General features: G+C 44.6%; 20 protein-coding genes. 1 reads left to right on the top strand and 19 read right to left on the bottom strand.

Annotated elements, in window-relative coordinates; genetic code table 11:
* Positions 1–493 precede the first annotated feature (493 nt).
* From ACW12G_RS00785 to ACW12G_RS00755, 7 genes are read right to left on the bottom strand one after another with little or no spacing between them, the layout of a single operon-like run.
* Complete coding sequence (locus ACW12G_RS00785; RefSeq protein ID WP_455647058.1) at positions 494–1,585, bottom strand: SepM family pheromone-processing serine protease; 1,092 nt, start codon at positions 1,583–1,585, stop codon at positions 494–496.
* Positions 1,586–2,062, bottom strand: coding sequence for a pantetheine-phosphate adenylyltransferase (gene coaD, locus ACW12G_RS00780; protein WP_010002015.1), 477 nt, complete (start codon positions 2,060–2,062; stop codon positions 1,586–1,588).
* A 26-nt stretch (positions 2,063–2,088) separates the two neighbouring features.
* Complete coding sequence (gene rsmD, locus ACW12G_RS00775) at positions 2,089–2,643, bottom strand: 16S rRNA (guanine(966)-N(2))-methyltransferase RsmD (RefSeq protein WP_455646699.1); 555 nt, start codon at positions 2,641–2,643, stop codon at positions 2,089–2,091.
* Position 2,644: 1 nt separating this feature from the next.
* Positions 2,645–2,968: a YlbG family protein gene (locus tag ACW12G_RS00770; protein ID WP_068850430.1), complete on the bottom strand. Its 324-nt coding sequence runs from the start codon at positions 2,966–2,968 to the stop codon at positions 2,645–2,647.
* Positions 2,965–4,149, bottom strand: coding sequence for an FtsW/RodA/SpoVE family cell cycle protein (locus ACW12G_RS00765; protein WP_455647057.1), 1,185 nt, complete (start codon positions 4,147–4,149; stop codon positions 2,965–2,967). The genes ACW12G_RS00770 and ACW12G_RS00765 overlap by 4 nt, the downstream gene beginning before the upstream one ends.
* Positions 4,150–4,155: 6 nt before the next feature.
* The gene (gene pepA / locus ACW12G_RS00760) at positions 4,156–5,232 is read right to left on the bottom strand and encodes a glutamyl aminopeptidase (RefSeq protein ID WP_048700081.1); all 1,077 of its coding nucleotides are present in this window, start codon (positions 5,230–5,232) and stop codon (positions 4,156–4,158) included.
* 24 nt (positions 5,233–5,256) lie between these two features.
* Positions 5,257–5,940, bottom strand: coding sequence for a 2,3-bisphosphoglycerate-dependent phosphoglycerate mutase (locus tag ACW12G_RS00755; protein WP_455646696.1), 684 nt, complete (start codon positions 5,938–5,940; stop codon positions 5,257–5,259).
* Positions 5,941–6,259: 319 nt separating this feature from the next.
* Here ACW12G_RS00755 and ACW12G_RS00750 point away from each other — a divergent pair, with 319 nt between their 5' ends.
* Positions 6,260–7,567, top strand: a complete 1,308-nt coding sequence (locus tag ACW12G_RS00750; protein WP_029509077.1) for an NCS2 family permease — start codon at positions 6,260–6,262, stop codon at positions 7,565–7,567.
* 31 nt (positions 7,568–7,598) lie between these two features.
* Here ACW12G_RS00750 and recN read toward each other — a convergent pair whose 3' ends face one another.
* The 12 genes from recN to ACW12G_RS00690 all read right to left on the bottom strand — a co-directional run.
* A complete protein-coding gene (gene recN, locus ACW12G_RS00745; RefSeq protein WP_048700083.1) occupies positions 7,599–9,293 on the bottom strand; it encodes a DNA repair protein RecN in 1,695 nt (564 codons plus the stop codon).
* 34 nt (positions 9,294–9,327) lie between these two features.
* Positions 9,328–9,783 carry an arginine repressor gene (locus ACW12G_RS00740; protein ID WP_455646425.1) on the bottom strand — a complete coding sequence of 152 codons (456 nt, stop codon included), beginning with the start codon at positions 9,781–9,783 and terminating at the stop codon, positions 9,328–9,330.
* Positions 9,776–10,618, bottom strand: coding sequence for a TlyA family RNA methyltransferase (locus ACW12G_RS00735; protein WP_095652420.1), 843 nt, complete (start codon positions 10,616–10,618; stop codon positions 9,776–9,778). Before ACW12G_RS00735 ends, ACW12G_RS00740 begins: the two co-directional genes overlap by 8 nt.
* Before the next feature lie 2 nt (positions 10,619–10,620).
* Positions 10,621–11,520, bottom strand: coding sequence for a polyprenyl synthetase family protein (locus ACW12G_RS00730; RefSeq protein ID WP_455647056.1), 900 nt, complete (start codon positions 11,518–11,520; stop codon positions 10,621–10,623).
* The gene (locus tag ACW12G_RS00725; RefSeq protein ID WP_010002028.1) at positions 11,513–11,737 is read right to left on the bottom strand and encodes an exodeoxyribonuclease VII small subunit; all 225 of its coding nucleotides are present in this window, start codon (positions 11,735–11,737) and stop codon (positions 11,513–11,515) included. The genes ACW12G_RS00730 and ACW12G_RS00725 overlap by 8 nt, the downstream gene beginning before the upstream one ends.
* A complete protein-coding gene (gene xseA, locus ACW12G_RS00720; protein WP_455647055.1) occupies positions 11,734–13,014 on the bottom strand; it encodes an exodeoxyribonuclease VII large subunit in 1,281 nt (426 codons plus the stop codon). Before xseA ends, ACW12G_RS00725 begins: the two co-directional genes overlap by 4 nt.
* 53 nt (positions 13,015–13,067) lie before the next feature.
* Entirely contained in the window at positions 13,068–14,210 is a 1,143-nt protein-coding gene (locus tag ACW12G_RS00715) for a CamS family sex pheromone protein (RefSeq protein WP_010002031.1), read from the bottom strand.
* On the bottom strand, positions 14,207–16,252 hold the full coding sequence (gene ligA / locus ACW12G_RS00710; protein ID WP_455647054.1) for an NAD-dependent DNA ligase LigA: 2,046 nt from the start codon (positions 16,250–16,252) through the stop codon (positions 14,207–14,209). The genes ACW12G_RS00715 and ligA overlap by 4 nt, the downstream gene beginning before the upstream one ends.
* Before the next feature lie 40 nt (positions 16,253–16,292).
* On the bottom strand, positions 16,293–18,539 hold the full coding sequence (gene pcrA, locus ACW12G_RS00705; RefSeq protein ID WP_455647053.1) for a DNA helicase PcrA: 2,247 nt from the start codon (positions 18,537–18,539) through the stop codon (positions 16,293–16,295).
* A gap of 96 nt (positions 18,540–18,635) precedes the next feature.
* Complete coding sequence (locus tag ACW12G_RS00700; protein ID WP_029509071.1) at positions 18,636–19,271, bottom strand: glycoside hydrolase family 73 protein; 636 nt, start codon at positions 19,269–19,271, stop codon at positions 18,636–18,638.
* Positions 19,271–20,998, bottom strand: a complete 1,728-nt coding sequence (cydC, locus tag ACW12G_RS00695; RefSeq protein ID WP_189428740.1) for a thiol reductant ABC exporter subunit CydC — start codon at positions 20,996–20,998, stop codon at positions 19,271–19,273. The genes ACW12G_RS00700 and cydC overlap by 1 nt, the downstream gene beginning before the upstream one ends.
* Positions 20,995–22,155: ABC transporter ATP-binding protein/permease (locus tag ACW12G_RS00690; protein ID WP_455647052.1), on the bottom strand; the 1,161-nt coding region annotated here is incomplete at its 5' end. The genes cydC and ACW12G_RS00690, both read right to left, overlap by 4 nt.

Below are 22,155 nucleotides of genomic sequence, written 5' to 3'. Positions count from 1 at the left end.
TAAAAATACCATAAAAGCCTTTTATTTAGCACCTTGCATACGCTAGATACTATTATCTAACGTCAATCTTAACAAAGTCTTAAACTCATCAAATCCTCAATCAGTACAACGACCAACAAATTCAAGCTCAATATAGTGTCTAATATATCGCACGGTTTGATCGTGAATATTTTCCAACTGCGCAAAAAATATTGCTTTGTTCGTAATCCTTAGTAACCGATATTGCCCCTGTATGTCATCAATCACACTATTCATACGATTGCTAACACTATCATCAACAACCACATGATCAAAAAAAGCAGTCAATGCTCACGCATTGACTGCTTAAAAATTGACGCTAAATTTAGATATTATCACCAACCCACTCTGGCAAAATACAATAGTTAATCTGCCTTGAACCCAACGCCTTTATGCGTTAGTTTAAGAAAAGATGGCACGTGAGCGACATCATCACAATTTAGGGTTCAGGTCAAACGACACCATCGTTGCTTTTTTATTGTGGTTTATCCGTTGTTTTAATTATTTTTCCGGTTGCCAGATAATTGACCGCATCGTCAAATGTTTGGACTGGAATAACCTTGACCGTTGGCGCATATTTTTTCGCCGTATCACGTGCCAATTGGTAATTCGTTTTATGTTGTTCTTCGTACTTTAATAGTTCTTTAGTTGGTGCGACATATGGGGCAAAGAAGATGGTTGAGCCGGCTTCTTTGGCCGCAATGACCTTTTTATCAATACCCCCAATTTCACCAACATAACCGTTTACATTCATCGTACCAGTGCCAGAAATGTTACGCCCCTTAGCCAAATGATTGCCGGTCAGTTGATCATAAATTTGCAGAGTGAACATTAGCCCACCTGACGGCCCACCAATTTGACCAGGATCAACTTCAACTTTAGGATCTGTCGTAACGGCAACGTTATCGGTTAGCACAATCCCAATGCCAGAACGCCCATTCGGATATTCTGGTGAACGGGTACTTGGTAATTTAATGGTTTTACCAGTTATTTGGCCAGATTTCCCATCCCGAAGATAGTCGATCGTCACGTTAACACCAGGTTTTTTATCAGCCAAATATTTAATAAACCCATCGGAATTATCATAATGATGGCCGTCAACTGCCGTGATGGTATCCCCAACCTGAATACTATGTTTGAAATGTGAATTATCATTCACACTCAACACATAAATTCCCCGATAAGTAGTGGTAATGGGCCGTTGCGCTTTTTTAAAGGCAACTTGTTCGGCATTGGCAATGGCACTTTGCATATTAAAATTCTGTACTTTAGCAAAGACAGCCGAACTTTCACCACCAGTAACTTCTTCTGCAGACGCATAAGATAATTGCGGATTGATTTTGGTTTGCAAATAGCCGAGAACATTGGCTTTAGACAGATAAACCGAGGTAATGTTATAACGCCCTTTGGCCGTATCATTTTTGCCACCGATTTTAACAAACTTCGCCAAATCATCAGCTTCACCTGGACTCTCAATATAGCCATTTAGTGGCCAAAATAAAACGCCAATGCCAATGAATAGGAAAATTGCCGCAATCGCGGCAATGATTTTACTTTTTTTTCGCATTTAGTTTAACCGTTCTTTCAACGCATCAACGACCACTTTTGGCACAAATTTTGCCATATTGTCCGCCCCCATGCTACCAATTTCTTTGACCATTGAACTTGAAATGTTTTGATTCTCTGGTTTTGCTAAAAGTAAAATGGTTTCAACATCGGCTAACGCACTGTTAACACCGGCAATATCCCGTTCGTATTCAAAGTCTTTACTATTCCGCAAGCCACGGACAATAAACTTTGCCCCAATTTCAGACATAAATTGGACAGTTAGGCCATGCATAATGGCCACGTCAACATTGGGCAAATCGGCAACAACAGTTGAAATTAAATCAACTTTTTCTTCCGGTGTAAACAAAGCCTGCTTACTCGTGTTATGCCCAACCCCAACCACAACGTGGTCAAAAAGTTGACTGGCACGTTGAATAATATCAAGATGCCCGTTTGTTAATGGGTCAAAGCTGCCTGGAAATAATGCAATACTCATCGTGGTTCCCCCTTATCGTTGTCCCCTTACTTATCGAATTGATAAATGGTCACAACAGTAATCCCATATTGTTTTTGTCGTACAATGTTAAATTGTGTACTTGCTTCTGGTAAGTTAGCCGCATCATTACTCTCTGCGAGAATGATCGCCCCGTCTGCTAACAAGCCATTTTGTGCCATAAATTGCATATCTGCAGCAATCGTTTCCTTAGCATAAGGTGGATCTAAAAAGACCAAATCAAACGTCTGCTGTGCAGCAACAAAATTCTGTAGCGCCTGTTGCGCTGGCATTTTTAAGATGCTAAATGCTGCGGCATCATGCGTTTTATCAACGTTGCTTTGAATAACTTTAATCGCTTGAAATTGGCGATCAACCAATATGGCATGGGTCATCCCCCGTGACACAGCTTCAATACCTAGGCCACCAGTACCTGCATATAGATCAAGCACATTGCCACCCGATAAAAACGGCATCAACATGCTAAACATCGCCTCTTTGACTTTATCCGTTGTGGGCCGCGTTTTATCGCCGGCCACCGCTTCTAAGCGTGTCCCACGAAAACGTCCTGCTACTACTCGCATACTAGTTATCTACCGGTTGCATCATCACCGCTTGTGATGAACTCCCGTTCTCCTCATCATAGTTTTCAAAGAAAATATCATCATGAACATCGCCCAAGTCCGGATCAATATCAGGTCTTGGCGAGCTAAGGACGTCGCGGACAAATTTATATTGCTTAATTTTATCAATTTGTGCCGCAATGTCTTCATCGTTGACGTACAGCATCACATAACCCATTCGCCGCGACACATAAGTAATTTTGCCAAATTTTTTAAGCTGCGGCACATGTCGCTTATTTTTTAAATAAACATATAACGCACGTCGTGGTTGTATTTCAAATGTCATTTGTAATCCTTTCTAGCTAGTGTATCAGCTGGATGAATGCTTACCGAGCGTTGTTGCGTGGCAGCGATATTTAACGTCAAGCCAATCGCGGCACTGAACACAATATACGACGAACCACCACCCGAAATAAACGGAAAGACCACCCCGGTAATCGGCAAAACGCCAATCACACCACCAAGATTAACCAGCATTTGAATAAAGAGTAGCGTGGCAATGCCAAAGAGTAACAAGCGATAATATTGACTACGCTGCCGAATGCCTAAAATGACCATGCGTGCAACGAGAATCAGCATCAAAATCAAAACGATGGCAGTGGTCACAGCCCCTAACTCTTCCGTCATCACAGCCATAATAAAATCCGTATTAGATTCTGGCAAATAGGGCTTAATCAATGAATTTCCAAGCCCAACACCAAAGACGCCGCCATGGGCAATTGCATAATAACCATACAGTAACTGCCGACTCGCATCAGCAGCACTCGGATCCCATGGGTTCGCAAAACTGGTAAAACGCGCCAAGGCGTAATGTTGGCCACCACTCAAATTAAAGTAATGGTCAGCAAGACGCACGATGGTTTGTAAAAAACCAAACAACAAGCCACCAAATGCTGCGACCAACGCAATCACCTTACGTGAGACCCCTGACGCCAAGAAAATGGCCAGCAAAATCAGCAAAATGCTCAAGGCATTACCATTATCGGGCATGATAAAGACAAGCAGCATACTAAAAGCTGGTAATCCCCAAACATCAAAACGGGCAACAGCTTGTTCGCGTAATGGCACATGTCTTTCCCAAGGTTCGCGGGCAAAAAATGCGGCAAAATACAAAATCAACGCTAGCTTTAAAAATTCGGCTGGTTGCAGTGTTACAATACCTAAATTAATCCACCCATGCGCACCGTTAACGGCTGGCATGAAGAACTTCGCTACAATTAATGCCGCGATAATTGCCAGCAACAGCTGTCTTAAAAATTTTCGTCGCTGCAGGATTTTTAAATTAAAATGATACAGTGAAAAAGCACCAAATAAGCCGACAATCACAAAGATCGCCTGCTTAATGAAATTGCTTAATGCCGTTGTCGTGCCTTGCGTTGATGAAAAAACCATGACCACGCCTAACATACTTAAGATGGCATACGGCACCGCAATCCAATAATCTAATTTCTGTAACTTTTTAAACATGCAACTTTAATCACCCATAATCGTTTTGAGCGTCGTTTCGTCAAGTGCCTTGGCAATCGCCACCACAAAAGCTTGGGTGGCTTCAAAGTCAGCAATCGACCAAACTGTTTGGTGGGTATGGATATAGCGTGATGCTACGCCTAATGCCACTGACGGTACTCCCGTTAGTTCACTTTGCGCAGCGGCCGCATCCGTGCCACCCTTAGAAACGAAGTATTGATAAGGAATATGATTATCTTCAGCCGTTGACAATAAGAATTCTTTCAAGCGCAATGGCACGACCACGGTCGGATCAAAGACACGCAACAGCGTCCCTTGATCCAGGCGACCTTGGTGGCCAGCCCCGCCATTCGTATCATCAGCAGCACTGGAATCCACGGCAAAGAAAATATCTGGTTGCATGAGATTAACTGCGCCATGCGCCCCACGCAAGCCAACTTCTTCTTGTACATTAGCCCCCATAATCAACGTGTTCGGCGTTGTGACGTCTTGTAGGTCTTCTAACGCCCCTAATAACGTGACTAACCCAAAACGGTTGTCCCAAGCTTTTGATATCACCCGTTGCTGATTGGCCGTCAAGACGGTGGTCACTTCTGGCACAATAAAGTCGCCAGGTCGTACCCCATAAGCCATTGCTTCCTGATCATCCACAAAACCAGCATCAAACAACATATCATCAACAGTTGGTAACTGTGGTGCTTGCCCACTACCCCGCAGTAAATGAGGACTCACTGAACTTGACACAACCGGATACACATGGTCTTTTGTAAATAGACTAAAGCGCTGAGAAGAGATAACTGCTGGGTTCCAACCACCCACCGCTGCGACTTTAAAGGCGCCACTAGGTAAAATAGCCGTGACAATAAATCCGACTTCATCCATATGGGCCGCAAACATCACCCGTGGTGCCGTGTGATCGGCATGTTGTTTCACCCCGAACACACCGCCTAACCCATCTTGTTGTACCGTATCAACCAATGGTGTCAAATCTGCCCGAAAAGCTTGCCGAACGCGATGTTCTTGTCCAGAAGTTCCTTGTAATTCCGTATATTTTTTAATGCGTGTCCATGTTGTCGTTTCCAAAGTGTGACTCCTTTATTGTGTGGTTTAACGTGCAGGCTTATGCGTGAGATATTGCCGTTGTCCGTAATGTAACTGGGCATCAACTTGATAAAAGATGGGATCGCCATTGGCAATCTCCAAACCATCAATCGCCTCATCACTGATTTGTTCGAGGTATTTAATTAATGCCCGTAGCGTACTCCCATGCGCGACAATCAATTGATGTCGCCCGGCACGCAAAGCGGGTGCCACGACCTGATGCCAATAAGATAATAACCGGTCACTCGCCATTGCCAGACTTTCACCACGTGGTTCAATCCCTAGCGGATAACGATGCGTGGGTTTTGTTTCTGCCAGTAAGGGTGGGACTGCCGTATAACTGCGACGCCATAAAGCCACTGCCTCTACGCCGTATTTTTGGCGTGCGGCATCTTTATTTAACCCGCGTAACGCCCCATAATGACGCTCATTTAAGCGCCAAGTTTTATGCATCGGCACCCATGCTTGGTTCATCTCATCTAAAATGATATTTCCTGTAACAATGGCGCGTTGCAAATAAGACGTATGCACATCATCAAATTGTAACTGATATTGGGCTAAAATTTGGCCAACTTGGCGCGCCTGTTGTTGCCCTTTAGGGGTTAAGGGGACATCTGTCCACCCTGTAAATTCATTATCACGATTTGCCGTTGATTCGCCATGTCGAACCAACACGAGCTGCGCTACCATGCTGAACTTCCTTAAATTAATGATGCTTCTATTATAGCATTATTTAACCCGTTAATTGGCAACCATCTAACGGCAATCTGGGGGCTAATGTTCGGTTACGCCCCTATCATCCTGCACATGAGTTGGCTCAGCTGTCCCAAAGAACAAAACACGAACATTAGTGAAACCTCATTCGTTTATAAAACGCTTTCATGCTTTCAATACGTAAAATTATCGTCTTTTCGTCCATTTTTTCCGTTTTTTTAGTTTAAATTCGGATTTTATGTTGTTAAACTTAAGTAGAACGTTGTAACGTTACATTATTTTTTGGGAGGCAATCATGTCTACGATTGCAAAGTATTTTAAGCTCGATGAGCTGAACACATCAGTTCGTACTGAATTCATCGCTGGTCTCACGACATTCGTGTCGATGGCCTACATCTTGTTTGTTAACCCTTCTGTGCTTGGCGCAGCTGGCATGGATAAAGGCGCAGTTTTCACAGCGACAGCCGTTTCTGCCGCTATTGCCACATTATTCATGGGTATTGTCGCTCTTTACCCAATTGCTATCGCCCCTGGTCTTGGGGTGAATGCCTTCTTCTCTTATTCTGTTGTCATTGGTATGGGCGTTAAATGGCAAACAGCCATGGCTGGTGTCTTAGTAGCCGCCTTAATTTTCTTGGTCTTGACATTCTTTAAGGTCCGCGAAAAGATTATCAACTTGATTCCACAAAACATGAAATTAGCCATCGCCGCAGGTATTGGTTTGTTCATTGCCTTTATTGGCCTTCACGATGCAGGCTTGATTGTGGCTAGCAAGGATACCATGGTATCCCTTGGTCACCTCACATCGCCAACATCATTGTTAGCCATCTTTGGCATTATTGTCACATTTGTCCTTTTGTCAATGCGAATGCCAGCGGCGATTTTCGTCGGAATGGTGTTGACATCAATTGTTGGGATCATCTTTGGTCTCATCAAGTTGCCTTCTTCCTTAGTATCACCTGTACCATCATTAGCCCCAACTTTTGGTCAAAGTATCACACATCTTGGTGACATCAACTCAATTCAATTGATCACAGTTGTGATTACGTTCTTGTTGGTCACATTCTTTGATACAGCTGGTACTATGATTGGCTTGGCTACACAAGCTGGTTTCATGAAAAACAATGAAATGCCACGTGCGGGTCGTGCCTTGATGGCTGACGCTGTTGGTATGACTGTCGGTGCGGTTGTTGGAACATCACCAACATCAGCTTATGTTGAATCATCATCTGGTATCGCTGTTGGTGGTCGTTCAGGTTTGACGAGCGTCTTTACTGGCTTGTTCTTCTTGCTTGCTTTGTTCTTCTCACCATTGTTGACAGTGGTAACATCACAAGTCACAGCACCAGCTTTGATCGTGGTCGGTGTCTTGATGGCCAAGAGCCTCCGTCAAATCGAATGGGATGACCTTGCCGTTGCGGCACCAGCATTCTTGGTTGTGATTGGTATGCCACTAACTTACTCAATCTCAGATGGGATTGCGTTGGGCTTCATCTTGTACCCAATTACAATGCTTGCAACAGGTCGTGGTAAGCAAGTACACGCTTTGATGTATGGTCTCGCTATTCTATTCGTCATCTTCTTAGCGATTGTCGCGCATTAAGCACAAAAAAAAAAACAACTGACATATGCTGTCAGTTGTTTTTTTTGTGCTTAATTTTTGGTGCTTGTTGGCGTAATTCTCGTGCATTGGCTAATGCAGTAGTTGTAATATCTTCACCAGACAACATCATGGCAATGGCCCCTTCACGACCAGCCTCATCTAAAGCAGTTACTTGCGTCACCGTACGGTCATTTTCAGTTGTTTTGGCAATCAGAAAATGATGGGTTGCCGCAGCGGCAACTTGTGGTAAATGCGTAATGGCCAAAACTTGTGAATCGGCAGCAATCGTGAGCATCTTACGTGCAATGGCTTGCGCAACGCGACCAGAAACCCCTGTATCTGCCTCATCAAACACAATGGAGACAATGTGTTGTTGTTTGGCAAAAGTTGTTTTTAACGCGAGCATCAAACGTGCCGCTTCACCGCCTGACGCAATTTTAGCTAATGGTGCTAGGCCTTCCCCGACGTTGGTTTGGACATAAAATTCAACTTTGTCTGCGCCCGAAGAAATGTAACCAGTAATTGGTTCAAAGCGCACTGCAAATTCAGCGCCTGACATCAACAATTCACTTAATTGTTGATTGACAGCTTGCTCTAAGTGCCGTGCCACTTCTTGTCGTACCTCACGCAATTTAACTGCTTGCTTGCGGACCACTTGACGCAATTCGTTTTGTTTCACTTGCAATTGTTCAATATCAAACTCATCATGGTCCAATGCTGCTAATTCTTGATCAATTTTAGCTTTAAATTGCAAGACATCAGCAACTGTTGGGCCGTATTTTCGTTCCAATGTGTGAATCAGCTGTAAGCGGTCTTCAATGCGTAACAATTCCGATTCGTCATAAGTTAACGCGCCGATTTGTTCATCCACATCACGGCCAACTTCTTGTGCCGTATAATAACTATCGGCAATCGTTGTCGCTAATTCGGCATAAGTCGCATCGAATTCTGCAATTTCCTGTAATTCATGCATGGCTTGTGCCAGCATGTCTACGGCACCACCTTGTTCGCCATTCAAAGCCAACTGGGCATTTTGCAAACGATCCGCAATCTTTTTATGATTTAACAGTTTCCCGCGTGCATCGAGCAAAAACTCTTCTTCGTTAGGCTGAAGATCAGCTTCAGCTAATTCTTGTTGCTGGAACTGAAGTAAATCTAACCGTTGCGTCATATCTTGCTGCGACGTTTGAATCTTACGTAATCGTTGAGTAATGGCGCGAAATTCTTGAAAAACCTGTTGATAAGCCGTTTTAGTGGCCTGTAACTTTTCCCCACCAAAACCATCTAGCAAAATGAGATGTTCATCCACATTCAGCAACTGTTGGGTATCATTTTGCCCTTGAATATCGACCAAATACTGCCCGACACGAGCCAACGTTTTCAAATTAACAACCACGCCGTTTAAGCGGATTAAACTGCGACCATTGGCATTCAACTCACGGTAAATAATTAGTTCCCCATCCTCGATTAGTACCCCGATTTCGGCAAGATGTGCCAACAACTTGTCGTTTTCTGGTAAGCGAAAAACGGCTTGTAGCACAGCTTTTGGACTACCATGACGAATCATTTCCGAACTGGCACGACCACCTGTGAGCATTAATAGCGCATCAATAATGATGGATTTACCGGCGCCAGTCTCACCCGTGAGCACACTCATACCGGCTTCAAATTGCAAATCAACTTTTTCAATAATGGCAAAGTTTTCAATAATCAAATTTTCTAGCATTGCGATCACCGTGCCAAGGCACCTATCTTTCTCGTTATTTTTCCAGTAATTTTTGAATGATATTCGTCATTTGGTTGGCCGTCACGCCGTCTTTCAATAATAGGAGGACTGAACTATCGTCACTTAGTGTCCCAAAGACTTCTGGGAAATTGACTTGTTCAAACAAATTCGCAACCATTTGACCGCTACCAGGTTGTACTTTTAAAAAGATTTGGCCGCGTTGCGCCCGTTGGCTCAAAAATGATTGTTGCAAAACACGGCGTAACCGCTGCAAATGTGGGCGATCATCTTGTTTTGGCAAATGATAATGAAACCCACCATGGGCGTTGGGGACCTTAATTAAGCCGAGTTCATTAATGTCACGCGAAATCGTCGCTTGGGTGACAGTTTCCCCAAGCGTTTCAAAATGCGCCACAATATCTTCTTGTCGCCCAACTTGTTGGGTTTGAATCAAAGCCAGAAGCGTTTTTTGTCGCGTCTTCTTATTCATGCTCATTGCTTCCTGTGTGGTTTAATTGTGCATAAGTTTGCGTGAGCAACGTATCAATGTCGATTTTGTCGGCAATTTTGGGCTTGTCATCGCGAGTTAAGACAGCCAAAAATTCAATGTTCCCTTGACCACCTTTGATTGGTGAATACGTGAGCTCTGTCACCGAAAAGCCATCATTGACCATCATTTGCGTTACTTTTTGCAAAACTTGTTGATGGACTTTGGGATCTTTAATAATCCCGTTTTTGCCGACGTTTTCTCGTCCAGCTTCAAATTGTGGTTTAATCAACGCCACAACATGCCCGCCCATTTGTAGGATGTTGGCTAATGGCGGTAAAATTAAGCCTAACGAAATAAAGGACACATCAATCGTAGCAAATTCCGGTTGCCCAAACTTAAAATCTTGTAATTGTGAATAGCGGAAATTCGTATTTTCCATCACTTTCACACGGTCATCTGAACGTAATTTCCAGGCCAACTGATTGGTCCCGACATCTAAAGCATAGACCAATTTAGCCCCATTTTGTAGGGCGACGTCGGTAAAACCACCCGTTGATGACCCAATATCGAGTACCACTTTATCTTGCACTGTGATATCAAAATCATTAAGGGCTTTCTCCAACTTAAGGCCCCCACGTGAGACGTACTTCAAGCGCTCACCCTTAAAGTGTAGCGCCGTAGTCACGGGAATTTTTTCTCCTGCTTTGTCCAGGCGCTCTTCATTTTCACCCAGAATTTGCCCAGCCATCACCGCACGCTTAGCCTGCTCACGGGAACTAAATAACCCTTGCTGGACGAGTAACACATCTACGCGCTCTTTATCTACTGCACCCATACTTAATCTCCAATTAAAGTCAAAAAATCATCCAATAGTGTTCGGTCAAACGCTGGCACTAGCGTTGTTAACTGTGTCAAACGATCGTTGGCATCTTGCAAGTAACGATCTCGCAGCGTCCGCGCTGCCGACACGCCAATCAAGTGTGGCAAAGCGCCAATGGTTGCCGTATCATCTTGTTCAAAATCATCAAGATCATCTTGAATTTGGAAGGCCAAACCGAAATCCAACCCAAACTGCGCCATGGCTTGCGTCACTTCTGGTACTTGTGTTTGATGAAGTGTGGCTAATTGCGCCCCTAATTGCGCCGAAAATTGAATCAAAGCCGCCGTTTTTGGGGTATAAATTTCTTGTAATAAGCAGTCTGTTGCTGTCTGTAAGTTTTGACCATGATTGGCCATATCATGCATTTGGCCAATCACCATGCCAGCAGCACCCGAAAAACGAGCCAAATTCTGGACAATTGTCACAATAGTCTGGTCGGGAATCATGGTCTCAGCTGGCGCTAAGGTATTAGCCGTTGTGACCACCTCAAAAGCGCCCGTTAACAAGGCATCCCCAACTAAAATCGCTGCGGCTTCCCCAAATTTCGCATGGACACTCGGTTGCCCGCGCCGTAACAAATCATTGTCCATTGCTGGCAAATCATCATGCACGAGTGAATAAGAATGCACCCATTCAACCGCTGTCGCCAACTTCAGGGCTTGCGGTGTAATGGTTTGTTGAAAACTTGAAATGACAGCCAACGTTAATAACGGCCGTAAACGCTTACCGCCATTCAAAACAGCATAAGCCATCATCTCTGAAAACTGGGCATCCGTTGTGATTTGTTTTAAATCCTGTGCTAATTGTGCATCAATTTTCGGCCCATAAGTCGCTCGTAATTCTGCAAATTTAGTCATTTGTTAATTCCAAATCCTTTAATTCACCGTCGTCTGACATGACCTTTGCCAACGTTAATTCGGCATTTTTCAACGTTTCTTGTAATTCTTTGACCAAGCCAACGCCAGTCTGAAAATCAGCTAACGCGCCTTCCAGTGGCCGATCCCCTTGTTCTAATTGGCTCACAATCGCTTCCAATTGTTCTAGCTTGTCTTCAAAAGTTACTTTTTCACTCATTTTAACTGGCTCGTTTCTATAATTTTTGCAGTTGCTTGGCCATCAGCTAAACGTACCGTGACCTTATCTTCTGGTTGCAATTCATCGACATGGCGGACGACTTGGTCGGCTTTAGAGAGCACAACATAGCCGCGCGTCAAGATTTTTAGCGGACTCATCAAGTCTAATTTTGCGGTCAGTAATTGCACTTTTTCCCGCGGTGCTTGTAATAATGTTTGGCGCAACTGACGCTGGCGTTGCGTGAGATTGTCTAATTGATGTTGTGCCATCACCAGGCGCTGCTGCATTTGTTGGCTGAGTCGTTGTGATAGCTGATCAACACGCTGATTATAGCCAACATACAAACGATCCGGCTGTTGAAAGATTGGTCGTTGGGCCACGCGTGCTAATCGTTGCTGGCGACTCGTTATCAGTGCCTTCATGCGAACTGTCAAACGCAGCTGCAATTCGTTCAAACGCGCAACCAATTGCGCCAGAGTAACGGGTGTAGCTAATTCAGCAGCAGCGGTCGGCGTTGCGGCACGATGGTCCGCCACCAAATCGGCCAACGTATTGTCGGTTTCGTGACCAACGGAACTAATAATCGGAATTTTAGCAGCAGCAATAGTCCGCGCTAGCGTTTCATCATTAAAGGCCCACAAATCTTCAATGGCGCCACCACCCCGACCAACAATTAGCGTGTCATACTCGCCGCTAGCATCAATACGCTTAATCTGTTTGACCACAGATGCAGCGGCTTTGTCCCCTTGCACTAGAGCAGGAAACAACACGACCTGCGCCATGGGAAAACGTCGTTGCACGGTGCGCGCAATATCTTCAATCACTGCCCCAGTGGGCGATGTCACCACAGCAATTTTTTTTGGAAAAACGGGTAACGGCCGCTTTGGCAATTGAAATAACCCTTCAGCAGCTAATTTTTTCTTCAACTGCTCATAAGCTAAAAATAATTCCCCAATCCCATCAGGGGTCATCTGTTCCAGAATAATTGAATAAGTCCCGCTGGGCTCATAAACTTGAATCCGACCAACAGCATTCACTTTCATCCCCTCTTCTGGGACAAATTTCAACCGATTGGCAAAGGAAAACATAGCCGCTGAAATAACCGCGTGGCCTTCCGGATCCTTAATGGAAAAGTATAAGTGCCGACCGCGACGACGACCAAGGTTCGAAATATCACCCGTCACATAGACTTTCTCTAAGTATGGATCGGCAGCAAACTTCCTTTTTAAATAGGCCGTAAGGGCACGAATTGTTAAATATTTTTCCGATTCTGACATAGTTTAATTATACCATTTTTTGTATATATACAAAAAAGCATAGCACGCTATGCTTAATTGAGAAGTGTGATTGTAAAGGCCTTATCATTGGCTTGTCGTGTCAAAATAGCTTGGAGCTCGTTAGCTGTGCGGACCTCAATCCGAATTGGCACATTACTTGGTAAGAACTTCAAAGCTGACTGCGCAACATAAGTGGTAAAACTTTCAATTTCTGTCTGACTGTAGAATTGCGTCGTCACCGTCACGTTCATACTTGACAGTGTCCCTGACTTAAAGTTCGCCACCGCCGTTGCCCCAGCGATGTTTGGGAAGAAATTAGCCACGTCATTTTTAAAGTTGGCAAAACCATTGTTTTCATCCGTGCCTAACTTAGACGTATCTGTCGCCTCTTTTGGCAAGACAATCGATTGGTTAGAAAAAGTTTGCCAATCTTTTAACGTTGTCCCTTGATCGCTAACAGCTTCAGCATAAAAATTCCCTGGTGCCAGCGAATCTGATGGCGCGTTAGCATACATGGCAATCACAATTGGGGTATCTTTTGATACCCCAGCTTGTTCGCGTACTTTGGCCACAATTTTAGGCGCAATCTTTTTACCATAGGCAATCCGATCAGCATCCGAAATATTTTGCGTATACGTTGCCCCATACTGCTCTTTTTGATATTCATCTTGGGTATTCATCGCCACCCCAACGACCATACCAGCCAATTTCAAATTATTGCCTTCTTTTGACATGAAATCTTGTTCGGTTAAGGTTTGGACATAAATTGGATTACGTGAGTCATCCGTTTTGCCATTATCTTCTGGGTTCAAACCATCTGGGTTACTGTTACTCTTACGGTCTAAGAGATTGGTTACCGTATCCGCTGACAGGTATTGGCCTTCTTGGAAAATATATTGGCTGGGCTTAAACTTTGTTTTCGCTAAGTCCAACAACCCTGATTCAAAGTGTTTCACATCTAAATTATTCGGCTCAGAACTGGCCGTAATACCACGAGCCGCACTGACTAAATAACGGCCATCCTTAATCACGGTTTGGTATTGTCCTGGTGCACTTTGCGTAATTTGCACGCCTTGTGCTTTCTTAGTCGCTGTTGGGGTGACGCGATTCATATTAAAAAAATAAAGTCCCGCAACGGCGATAACCAGGATGGCGATTGCAATGATCATATAGCCTCGGAATCCAATTCGCTTCATTTTTCACTACCTTCTTTTGCTTGTGCTTCTAAAAATTCTTGTTCTGTCCAAACAAGCACCCCTAGTGCAGTCGCTTTTTCTAACTTACTACCAGCATCAGCACCAGCAATCAACAAATCGGTTTTTGCTGATACAGAACCCGCAACCTGTGCCCCATGATCTTGTAACCACTTCGTTGCTGCTGGTCGGCTGCTCTGTTCTAGTTTACCAGTTAAGACGATCTTTTTACCATAGAAAAACGAATTTTCATCAACTTCAACGTCTGATAAATACGTCTGATTCACGCCAGCGGCGGTTAATTCAATTAAGAGTTGTTGTGATTCCGGATGTGAAAAGTATTGTACAATCGATTGGGCAATCGCCTCCCCAATCCCATCAATGCTAGCAATTTCGGCCACGGTCGCTTCGGCAATCGCCGATAAGGTCTTAAACTTTTCTGCCACCAAACGTGCCGCTTTTGCCCCAACAAGTCGAATCCCTAGACCAAATAATAACCGTTCTAACGAATTTTCTTTTGATTGCGTAATAGCGGCTAACAAATTAGCCGCTGATTTCTCTTGAAACTTATCCAGAGATAATAATTGCGTCATATCTAAGCGATAAATTGACGCCACATCCTTGATATAGTTGGCTTTTAATAATTGGTCAATCACACGTGGTCCCATACCGGCGATATTCATCGCATTGCGTGAAGCAAAATGCGTCAACCCTTCTTGGATTTGTGCCGCACAGAAAGGGTTAATACAACGTAACGCCACTTCGCCTGAGATGTGGACTAATTCTGACCCACACGCTGGACAAGCAACTGGTATCGGATATGCGATACTATCGGTTGGCCGCTGAGATAAAATCACTTGGCCAACTTCCGGAATAATATCCCCAGCCTTATGCAACGTGACCGTATCCCCGATGCGAATATCTTTTTGCTGTAAATAATCAGGGTTGTGCAAACTCGCACGTTGCACTGTGGTCCCAGCTAGTTGAACAGGATCCATGACAGCCGTTGGTGTGACGGCGCCCGTCCGACCCACGGTCCATTCAATATCGCGAACCACCGTTAAGGCTTCTTCTGGTGGGAACTTATAGGCAATCGCCCAGCGCGGAATTTTTACCGTATTACCAAGCTCCACTTGATTATCCAGCGCATTGACTTTCACCACCACCCCGTCAATTCCATAGGCCAACGTGTCACGTTTAGCTGTATAGGTGGCGATAAAATCAGCAATATCAGCCATTTTTTCAATCACTTGATTATGCGTATCAGTCGGCAAACCAAGCTCAGCAAAACGGGCCAACGCCCCACTTTGGGTGGTAACACCAAGTACCTCTGGTTCAGCCGTATAATACACAAAGGCTGATAATTCGCGTTGTTTCGTCACCTGCGCGTCAAGCTGCCGCAATGAGCCAGCTGCCGCATTTCTAGGATTAGCAAACGGTTCCAAGCCATCGGCTTCACGTTGTACATTTAAAGCGGCAAAACTCTTTTTAGGCATATAAATTTCGCCACGTACTTCAATGGTTAAGGGTTCCGTTAATTGCTGTGGAATAGCCTTAATCGTTTTGACGTTACGCGTGACATCCTCGCCAATTGTCCCATTCCCACGGGTTGACGCTTGGACAAGCCGGCCATCAACATAAGTCAACGCCACCGCTAACCCATCAATTTTTAATTCAAGGTTATAAGGCGATTGAAAACCGAGACTTTTGGTCGTCCGTTCATCCCAAGCTGCTAACTCTTCTAAGCTAAAAACATCCCCCAAAGATAACATGGGTGCCGGATGTTCCACTTTGGCTAAGCCAGATTTTGTCAAGGCACCACCAACATTTTGGGTTGGGGAATCTTGCGTCACAAACTGTGGAAAAGCTGATTCTAGCGCCACTAATCGCGCATAAAGCGCATCATAGACATGATCTTCAACCAGTGGTGCGTCTTGTTCATAGTAGGCGACCCCATATTCAGTGAGATCAGCTTGCAACTGGGCAACTTCTTGTTGTGCTGCTGACGTAGACAATTGTTCAATTGGTGTAAATTCTGGTAACATCCTATTTTCCTAATCTCATATTAAAGTCGCACTTACTTGGTTAGTCAACCTTTGTAATCGGTGCAAAGGCGGCCAGTAACTGCTTCACCCCTTCCGATGGGAAGGCCACTTTAAGTTCTTGGTCCGAACGATCACCACTAACGGCAACCACTGTCCCAATCCCCCACTTTTTGTGAGAGACTTTATCGCCTGGCGCCCAAGTGATTTGATCCCCACCAGTCGTGCCACTAGTTGTTTTAGTCACTGGGGTCGCACGATAAGTTGTTGCTTGCGCGCGCTGGTTTTTCCGATCAAACGGCAAATCACGACGTGGTGTTACCCGTGTATTTTGATCATATTCAGTCTCAAGTAAGGCTGGAGAAATTTCATTAATAAAGCGAGAAGCCTCATTAGATTGTGTTCGGCCATACAACAAACGCGAAAAGGCATTGGTTAAGAACAGTTTTTTCATGGCGCGGGTAATGCCAACATACGCCAAGCGTCGTTCTTCTTCAAGCTGATCTTCAGCCATCAACGCGCGTGACAAGGGGAAGATGCCTTCTTCCATGCCCACCAAAAAGACAACAGGGAACTCCAAGCCTTTGGCTGCATGTAACGTCATCAATGTCACCGCGCCGTCGCCTTCTTCAAAGTCATCCAAATCACTCATTAAAGCAGTGGTGCCCAAGAAGTCCGTCATCGGATCAATGGCTTCTGGATCATCTGGTTGGTACTTGGCATCGAATTCTTTGGTCACCGACAAGAATTCTTCCAAGTTTTCCAAACGTGCTTGGCTATCCGGATCATTTTTTTCCGCTAGCATTTGCCGATAACCAGACCGTGTCATCACAATTTCAGCGAGTTCCGTCACGTTCAAAAACTCAGCTTGCTGGCGTAATTCATGCATCATTTCAGCAAATTCGAGGAACTTTGACGTCGCCTTCGTTGAAATCGCGGGGGCCAATTCAATGCTTTCAATCGCTGTCATATATGAAACATTCAACCGATTGGCGAGTTCCCGCAACCGTGTGATCGACGTTGCGCCTAAGCCACGCTTGGGTTCATTAACAATCCGTTCAAACGCTGCATTGTCATTGGGATTGGTTACCAGTTGCATGTAAGCCATAATATCCAGAATTTCTTTACGTTCATAGAACTTATGACCACCAACCATTGTATAAGGCATATTAGCCTTCACCAAGGCTTCTTCGACGTTTCGCGATTGCGCATTGGTGCGATACAACACGGCAAAATCACTGTACGCCATTTGCTTTTCGGCGCGCATTTTTTGAATATTGGCTAAAATAAAATTCGCTTCATCATGTTCAGATTGCGCGCGATAATACGTAATTTTGTCACCCTGTCCATTTTGCGTCCAGAGATTTTTTGGTAGCCGTTCATTATTATTGTTGATGACGGCATTGGCCGCATCCAAAATATTTTGCGTTGAACGGTAGTTTTGTTCCAACAAAATCGTTTGTGCGTTAGGATAATCCTTTTCAAAGTTCAAGATGTTGTTCATGTTGGCGCCACGCCAACCATAAATTGACTGATCGGCATCACCGACCACGGCGAGATTTTGTGAGCGCTGCGCAAGCATATTGACAATGGTATATTGCGCATCGTTGGTATCTTGATACTCGTCGACATGTAAATAGTCAAATTGATTTTGATAGCGTGCTAAGACGTCAGGTGATGACTGGAACAAATCAATTGTCAACATAATCAAATCATCAAAGTCCACGCTTTGCGCGCGCTTCAATTCGGCTTGATACGCCGCATAAATTTCTGCCACGGTTTCTTGGAACGCGTTATCGGCTTGTTGCGCATAGTCCTTTGGCCGCAACATGTCATTTTTCGCATTGGAAATCATCCCAAGCACGGTACGTGGCTCGTATTGATTCGTATCCAAGTTGAGGTCATTAATGACACGCTTCATCAATGTGCGCTGCGCACTAGTGTCAATAATCGTAAAATTGCGAGACAAGCCAATATTTTCACCATCACGACGTAAAATACGCACCGCCAAAGCATGGAAAGTTGATACCCAAATGTCGCGCGCTACATCTTCAGACAACAACGCACCAATTCGTTCGCGCATTTCCTTAGCGGCCTTATTGGTAAAGGTAATCGCCAAAATACGCCATGGCATCACGTTTAAATCTTTTACCAAATGGGCAATCCGGTGCGTTAACACGCGCGTTTTTCCTGATCCGGCACCTGCCATAATCAAAAGTGGGCCTTGTGTTGTTCGGACAGCTTCGGCCTGCTTGTCGTTCATTCCATTGATGAGTTCTTCTACTGACATGTGTGCTCCTAAAGTGTAAATTAACTCCTATTATTATACCAGATTTCCACACGAACAGCAGTTCGTCAACCACAAAAAAACGAGCCGAAGCTCGTTTTATTTTTGTGGGATATCAAATCGTGATAATTGCCAAGTTTGAATGATTGAAATGAGTTTTTCCGCATAAGCTGGATCCGTGGCATAACCATCGCGTGTCAAAGCGGCAGCAGCAGCTTGATAATCCTTTGCGGCTAAGACATGTTGATATTGGGCAGCATTCCAACTGGTACCATGATAAAGTAACTCTGCGTGTGCTTTCATACTTTGTTGCCAAGAATCATAAGCTGCAAAACGGCCTTGAATGGTTTTCCATTCCCCATTTTCAAACTCTTGGGTCGGCAATACGACACTTTTTTGACCCGCACGCGCCTTAATCCCAAAAAGATTATTGTATTGCGTCGATAAAATTGACGTATGCCAATTGGATTCAAGAATGGCTTGCGCGATACTAATTGAAGCAATCACGCCATACTGTTCTTGCATTTGACGTGCATAAGGAGCAAGTTCATTAATCCACGCGATGCGTTGTGCTTTAATATCGTCTTGTTTAGTGGTCGGTTGCGCTGGTTTAAAAATCGTTGTTTGTGACCAAAAACTAGCGACAATTGCCAGTATTAAAATCGTGCTCACCCAGAGCCATAAATCCAGTTTCAATAAACGTTTTCTGCCGCGTTTTTGTCTTTTTTTTGCCATTAGTTAAAAGTATCCAGTGCTAATAATTGTCTAAAGTGTTGGGACGTTTCCCGTAGGTACTGTGGGGTACCTGATAGTGTAAAGTGCCCATTTGCCAAGAAATAGACTTGATCAACTTGATCAATCCCCGTTAAGTGATGCGTTACCCAAATAATCGTGCGATCATGTAGCACTTTGAAAATCTGGTCTAACACGGCGCGTTCAGTTCTGGGATCCAAACTAACAGTTGGTTCATCTAAAATAACAATTGGCGCATCTTGTAGCAAGATTCGTGCCAAGGCAAACCGCTGTTGTTCCCCACCGGAAAAGCGTTGCCCCGCTTCTTGCATTTGAGTGTCATATTTATCTGGCAAACGATCAATCAATGGCTGCAAACCAGCCTTACGAATGGCTTCTTTCACCTGGTCATCTGTCGCCCCAGGATTACCCATCCGCACATTATTCAAAATTGTCGTATCAAACAAGTAAGCTTGCTGATCTAACACTGCAACAAGCCGCGCCAGTTGATGACGCAGCGCTTGTACTGGTTGTCCGCCAATAGTTACCTGCCCAGTTGTCGGTGTTAAATCGCCCGTAATCAACCGCAACAACGTCGTCTTCCCTGATCCTGAACGCCCGAGTAAAGCGATTTTTTCACCTGGTTTAATCGTCAGAGTCATGTGATCAATAATCCGTTGCTGATCATATTGAAAGGTTACATCATGCAACGCAATCGTTGAATCAGTCACATGAATCGGGCTTTCTGGTGTTAGTTCTGGTACTGGCAGCTCATTTAACCGCTGAAGACTGTCTTCGTAAAAAGGCGCCTCACTCACACCTTGGTTAACACCCAAAAAGCTATCGACTAATGGGAAAATCGCTAACGTAAAGGCAGCAATATAGTTCACCGCAATCGTGTGACCCGCAAATTGATGGCCGGCCCAAAAAATGGTACTCATTGCTAACACCAACACCAGCATTTGGATGATAAAATCACGCCACCAACCAAACGACATGCCCCAATGCTTAGCAGCGGATAATGCCGCCATCGTGCGCCCTTGACGCGCCATCAAATCAGCTTGACGACCTGACAACACCCAGTCTTGCAAACCAAGTACGGCATCTGTTGTTTCCGTATAGAGTTGCGCTTGTAACTGTTTTTGACGCTGAATCCGCTGACGATTTGCCCAAAAACTCAGGAGCGGAATCACCACCAAAATGATGGTCAACATCACAAACCACCAAATCATGAAACGCCAGTCCACCACGCCAAACCCTAAGTTGACAAACAAATATAACATTAAGCCGGCGCCAAGTGGGAAAATCGTGCGCAAATACAGATTCTGTAATTGATCTAAGTCACCCGCTAACAACCCTAGAATTTCACCAGTTTGCAAGCGGCCACGAATGCTACTTGCGGTACTGGCCACACTTTCATAAAGACGTTGCCGTGACTTTGACACGAATTTCAACACCCAATTATGCGAAACGAGGCGTTGTGCATAACGAAAGACTGGGCGCACAATACCAAAGCCACGTGTCAAAACAATCGGTACATAGATCAACAAAATGTTATCTGGCCGCTGGGCCGCGCGTGAAATTAAATAACCCGACACAAACATTAGCGCGCCAGCCGCAAACGTGGTTAAGAACGCCAAAAAAATGGACCAAAACAAGCCTTTCTTTTGTGTTTTTAAGAAGGGTACGATCCAATGATCGCGACGTAAAAGTTGTTTTATTTTTGTCATTGTCCACCTCGTAATTCTGAGCGCAAGTGATTCAAGGCACTCTGACTATCAGCCAATAGGACGGCCGGTTCACCTTGTTCGACAATCTGCCCATCACGCATCACCAACACATAATCCATTTGGTCTAACCAGTGTAAGCGGTGCGTTGCAAAAAAGACGAGATGATTCGCCAAGATCGGCGCAATCGTTTGTTTCAACTCATACTCAGTTTCAATGTCAAGATGGGCTGTTGGTTCATCAAACAACAACACATGCCGTTGTTCATCCAGCAACATCCGTGCTAACGCAATGCGCTGCGCCTGCCCACCAGACACCTGGCGTCCACTTTCTCCCATCACCGTGTCTAAACCATCGGGCAACGTTGCCACCAAGCTTTGTAGCCCTGCCTGCTCAATGGCCGCCGCAACGGCTGTATCAGAAGCCTGTGGGGCGTAAAAAGTGATATTATCGCGCAGTGTTTCATGGAAAATATAAGGGTGTTGTGGCATGTAGAAAAATTGTTTTTGCCAATCTTTTTGCGCAAAATGCGGAATCGTTTGGCCATCAATTTCAAAATCACCACTGTTTGGGCGCAAAAAGCCACCTAAGAGATTCAGTAAGGTAGACTTACCAGCGCCACTTTCCCCAACAATCGCAATTTTTTGATAGCCTTTAGCCTGTAACGTCATGTTTTTTAACACTAACGTGCCGTCATACCCAAAATTCATGTCGCTCACTGACAAAGTTGACGTTGGCGTCCACGTTGATAAGTGCAAGACATTGCGTTGCGTCACTTCTGGCTTGTCTAACATCTCCAAGACATCTGTTAAGGCGTTTTTACCATTGAGGGTCGCATGATAATCATCAGAGAAATTGCGTAACGGTAAAAAATATTCCGGTGCGAGAATCAGAATTGTCAAAGCCGGCAATAACGTCATTTTACCATCCAACAGGTCAAACCCTAGAAAGACAGCCACAACCGCAATTGATAGCGTGGTAAAGAAATCCAATGCAAACGTTGACGTCATCGCAATCCGTAACGTCCGCATGGTTGTTTTCCGGTAGTCTTCTGAAATTTTAAAAATTTCTTGGCTGTAATCTTCAGCTAACCCCAACTGCTTTAAAGTTGGTAACCCACGTAACGCATCGACGAATCGGTTGTTCAAATTTTTAAAGTT

Source organism: Leuconostoc sp. (assembly GCF_965300815.1).
Note: the sequence above shows the minus strand (reverse complement) of the source record. Positions and strands in the feature narration are given on the sequence as shown.

Excerpts from the sequence above, each read along its gene's own strand:
- ACW12G_RS00785 (WP_455647058.1), bottom strand. The coding sequence starts at position 1,585 with ATGCGAAAAAAAAGTAAAATCATTGCCGCGATTGCGGCAATTTTCCTA.
- coaD (WP_010002015.1), bottom strand. The coding sequence starts at position 2,062 with ATGAGTATTGCATTATTTCCAGGCAGCTTTGACCCATTAACAAACGGG.
- rsmD (WP_455646699.1), bottom strand. The coding sequence starts at position 2,643 with ATGCGAGTAGTAGCAGGACGTTTTCGTGGGACACGCTTAGAAGCGGTG.
- ACW12G_RS00770 (WP_068850430.1), bottom strand. The coding sequence starts at position 2,968 with ATGACATTTGAAATACAACCACGACGTGCGTTATATGTTTATTTAAAA.
- ACW12G_RS00765 (WP_455647057.1), bottom strand. The coding sequence starts at position 4,149 with ATGTTTAAAAAGTTACAGAAATTAGATTATTGGATTGCGGTGCCGTAT.
- ACW12G_RS00755 (WP_455646696.1), bottom strand. The coding sequence starts at position 5,940 with ATGGTAGCGCAGCTCGTGTTGGTTCGACATGGCGAATCAACGGCAAAT.
- ACW12G_RS00750 (WP_029509077.1), top strand. The coding sequence starts at position 6,260 with ATGTCTACGATTGCAAAGTATTTTAAGCTCGATGAGCTGAACACATCA.
- recN (WP_048700083.1), bottom strand. The coding sequence starts at position 9,293 with ATGCTAGAAAATTTGATTATTGAAAACTTTGCCATTATTGAAAAAGTT.
- ACW12G_RS00740 (WP_455646425.1), bottom strand. The coding sequence starts at position 9,783 with ATGAATAAGAAGACGCGACAAAAAACGCTTCTGGCTTTGATTCAAACC.
- ACW12G_RS00735 (WP_095652420.1), bottom strand. The coding sequence starts at position 10,618 with ATGGGTGCAGTAGATAAAGAGCGCGTAGATGTGTTACTCGTCCAGCAA.
- ACW12G_RS00730 (WP_455647056.1), bottom strand. The coding sequence starts at position 11,520 with ATGACTAAATTTGCAGAATTACGAGCGACTTATGGGCCGAAAATTGAT.
- ACW12G_RS00725 (WP_010002028.1), bottom strand. The coding sequence starts at position 11,737 with ATGAGTGAAAAAGTAACTTTTGAAGACAAGCTAGAACAATTGGAAGCG.
- xseA (WP_455647055.1), bottom strand. The coding sequence starts at position 13,014 with ATGTCAGAATCGGAAAAATATTTAACAATTCGTGCCCTTACGGCCTAT.
- ACW12G_RS00715 (WP_010002031.1), bottom strand. The coding sequence starts at position 14,210 with ATGAAGCGAATTGGATTCCGAGGCTATATGATCATTGCAATCGCCATC.
- ligA (WP_455647054.1), bottom strand. The coding sequence starts at position 16,252 with ATGTTACCAGAATTTACACCAATTGAACAATTGTCTACGTCAGCAGCA.
- pcrA (WP_455647053.1), bottom strand. The coding sequence starts at position 18,539 with ATGTCAGTAGAAGAACTCATCAATGGAATGAACGACAAGCAGGCCGAA.
- ACW12G_RS00700 (WP_029509071.1), bottom strand. The coding sequence starts at position 19,271 with ATGGCAAAAAAAAGACAAAAACGCGGCAGAAAACGTTTATTGAAACTG.
- cydC (WP_189428740.1), bottom strand. The coding sequence starts at position 20,998 with ATGACAAAAATAAAACAACTTTTACGTCGCGATCATTGGATCGTACCC.